The sequence below is a fragment of the Synechococcus sp. R6-10 genome (genome assembly GCF_047461815.1).
In the GTDB taxonomy this organism is placed as follows: Bacteria; Cyanobacteriota; Cyanobacteriia; order Thermostichales; family Thermostichaceae; genus Thermostichus.
In genome coordinates this window covers 1-3,286 of record NZ_JANSHW010000105.1, presented here as the reverse complement: position 1 = coordinate 3,286, position 3,286 = coordinate 1, and the positions used below count along the sequence as shown (strand labels likewise).

The window sequence follows — 3,286 nt, the reverse complement described above, 5'->3', positions numbered from 1 at the left end:
GGCCGCCCAAGTGGTGGGTACGCCGGTGCGGGCCGAGTTCTACACGCCCCAGCCTTTCCCTGCCGACCTCCCCATTCCCGACGGGGATCCCCTCATTGTGGTCATGGGGGGCAGCCAAGGGGCGCGGGGCCTCAACCGCATGGTGGCCGCCTGTGCCCCAGCTTGGTTGGAGGCGGGGGCCTGGATCGTGCATTTGACCGGCGGCAGCGAAGCTCAAGATCCGGAAGCCAGGATCCCCAGCCATCCCCGCTACCGGCCCTTTCCTTTCCGTCGAGATGTAGCTGCCTTGTTGCAGCGGGCCAACTTTGCCATTAGCCGCGCCGGAGCCATGAGCCTGGCGGAGTTGCTGACCACCGCCACCCCGGCCATTTTGATCCCTTATCCCTTTGCCGCTGAGGATCATCAGTATCAGAATGCTCTGGCCTTTGTGGGGCGCGGTGGGGGGGTGGTCATGCGAGAATCCGAAGAGAATCTGGACTTGCTGCGGCAAACGGTGTTGACCTGGTTGGCCCAGCCGCAGGTGGTTGCCCAAATGGCCGCTCGCTTGCAGGCCGCAGCTCCTCCCAATGCCAGCAAGGTTCTTGCCCGCCTGTTGCAGGAGATCCGCCAGAGTTCTGCCCGTTAAGCCGTGGTACAGCCAAGATTGGACAGCCTTTCCCAACGCCCGCCTGTGCCCGCCAAAGCGGCGGAGTCCCCAACCCTGCTGGCGGAACTCCCGCCCGCCGACAGGATGGAATCGCTGTTGATGCGGCTAGAGCAGTGCTTCGGGATCCCCCAGCGGGCTCCCGATGGGCTTTCCCCCCGCCCGGATCTCCTGGACGAGTTGGTGGGCACGATCCTTTCCCAGAACACCACCGATGCCAACAGCAGCCGTGCCTTCCGCGCCCTCAAAGCCGCCTTTCCCTCTTGGGAAGCGGTCTTGGCCGCCGATCCGGCAGATCTGGTTCAGGTGATTCGCCCCGGCGGCTTGGCCCACCTCAAGGCAGTCCGAATTCAGGAGATCCTGGCTGCCATTCAAGAACGACAGGGATCCCTGAGTCTGGACTTTCTAAGAGAGCTAGACGATGCTGGCGCCCTCGATTTTTTGCTCTCCCTGAAAGGGGTAGGGCTGAAGACCGCCACCTGTGTGTTGTTGTTCGGGCTGGGTCGGGATCTCTGCCCGGTGGATACCCATGTGCATCGAGTGGCCAACCGTCTGGGCTTGGTGCGGGCCAAACATCCCGACGACACTTTTGCTCAGCTTTCCCCTCAGATCCCCAGGGGCAAAGCCTATTCCCTGCATGTCAACTTTGTCCGGCTGGGCAAGCGCATCTGCAAGGCCCGTATGCCCGAATGTGGCCGCTGCCCGCTGCGTCCCACCTGCCCTTCTGGGCGGCAGCGCTGATCCCGACAGCAGGGCTCTATTCTGCGGGCGCAGTAGAAGCATCGGGGATCCCCTCTTGTCCGTTCCTGCCGGCGTCTCTCTCTGCTGGGGGAACTTCCAACTCCAGGGCTTGCCGCACCGATTGAATCTCTTGGGAGAGCAGCACCCGCTCTCGATCCAACAGGCCGACGATCTGCTCTGGGTCTTCCCGCGAAACCACCGGCAATTGGCGCAAATCGTATTCGTACATCGGCTCAGCTGCCACTGCCACCGCCTCATCGGGGAAGGTGGTGAGAACCGGAGATTGGCTGACCTCCTGTACGGTTAGCTCCGCCAACTCCGCCGCCTCCTTATGGGCCAAGGCCCGCTCCAGATCTTCCAGGGTGAGAATGCCCCGCAGCCGCTCCTGTCCGTCCACCACCAACGCGCTATGGCACTTTTGCTGCAGCAAACTCTCCAGAGCTTCTCGCAGCGGTGTGTCTTGCCGAAGCAAAAGAGATGGGGGCACCATCACCTCTTGCACCGTCAGCTCTCTAGGCTCCTGCCCAAGGACTCCGTCAAGTGTTGCGTGGCGATAGCGACGGGCGGAAGGGTAGATGGCCGGCGAATGCAACTGCTCCGTCAGCCAGATGCTCAAACCCACTGCCGCCATCACCGGCAGCGCAATGTGATAGTCCCGCGTCATCTCAAACAGCAGCAAGATGGCCGTTAGCGGAGCCCGCACGCTGGCCGCCAACACCGCCGCCATGCCCACCATGGCGTAGGCAGCAGGGGGAGACAAGGCAATCAAGGGCAAAGCTTGAGATAGCACCTGACCGTAGCCTGCCCCCAGCACTGCCCCCATGAACAAAGCCGGGGCAAAGGTTCCCCCCACAAAGCCGCTGCCCAGGCTCAAAGCGCTCAGCAACAGCTTGCCCAATAGGAGCAGGCCCAGATGGCCAAGAGAAAAGGGAACGGCCTGCAGAATCGACTCAATGGTTTCATAGCCCACCCCCAACGCCAATGGGATCCCCAAACCTGCGCAGCCCAGGATCCCGCCCCCCAAAATGGGCTTGCTCCAAGCTGGCCAGGCCGCCAGGGGGCCACTGTTGAACAGGTGCTTGCCCCACTCCAGGGTGTAGCTGAAGGCCATAGAAACCAGGCTGGCCAAAAAGCCCAAGCCGAGATACAGAGGTACCTCCAGCAAGCTGTGGATCTCGTAGTCCGGCAAGACAAAAGCCGGCTGGGTGATGGTGGGCAAAAGAAAAGCGGGTTGTGCCCCCAACCCCACCTGGGCGATCAAGGCGGAGACCACCGCCGCCAACACCACCACACTGACAGCAGAAGTGGTGAAGGTGCGGGCCAAAGCCAGCTCCAGCGCCAAAAACACCCCGGCAATGGGCGCGTTAAACCCTGCCGCCAGGCCAGCCGCTGCTCCGGCAGCCATCAACAGTTGCACCCGCTCCCGCGAGAGGCGTAGGTTTTGCCCCAGCAGGGATCCCAGCAAAGCGCCACTTTCCACACTGGGGGCCTCAGGGCCAAGGGAAGCTCCCGCGCCCAACGAGATGGCAGCCGCCAAGAGCTTGAGCGGGATCCACCAGGGCTGAAGTGCCAAAGGACGAGCAGGACTCACCAAGCTGGAGAGGCTCAAGTTGGGAAAGGGCACAACTGCCCCCAAAGCGCCGATCAGCAGGCCCCCCAGCACCGGCGCCAGAGCCAGTGTCCAGGATCCCAGCAGCCACAGGCCATAGTGTTCTGCGGCCTTACCGATGCCATCCACGAGGGTGTCCTGCAGCAGATAGCGCCACCAGCCAATCAAGTAGCGAAATCCAACCACCGATAGCCCCGTGCCCAACCCCACTGCCGCCGCCAGCAGCAGCAGCAGGTTCTCGGAGGAGAGGCGCAGGCGGAGAGCGGGGGCGCTGTTCATGATCGGCTCAGGGG

General features: G+C 62.9%; 3 protein-coding genes. 2 read left to right on the top strand and 1 reads right to left on the bottom strand.

All coding sequences use genetic code 11. The features are described from left to right. Positions 1 to 625, top strand: a 625-nt coding sequence (locus NW837_RS03540; RefSeq protein WP_414329302.1) for a UDP-N-acetylglucosamine--N-acetylmuramyl-(pentapeptide) pyrophosphoryl-undecaprenol N-acetylglucosamine transferase, incomplete at its 5' end; no start/stop codon positions are given. A gap of 18 nt (positions 626 to 643) precedes the next feature. After that, positions 644 to 1,384 (top strand): endonuclease III domain-containing protein, encoded by a 741-nt coding sequence (locus tag NW837_RS03535; protein ID WP_414329301.1) that lies wholly within the window; start codon positions 644 to 646, stop codon positions 1,382 to 1,384. A gap of 16 nt (positions 1,385 to 1,400) precedes the next feature. Here NW837_RS03535 and NW837_RS03530 read toward each other — a convergent pair. After that, positions 1,401 to 3,286: chloride channel protein (locus tag NW837_RS03530; RefSeq protein ID WP_414329300.1), on the bottom strand; the 1,886-nt coding region annotated here is incomplete at its 5' end.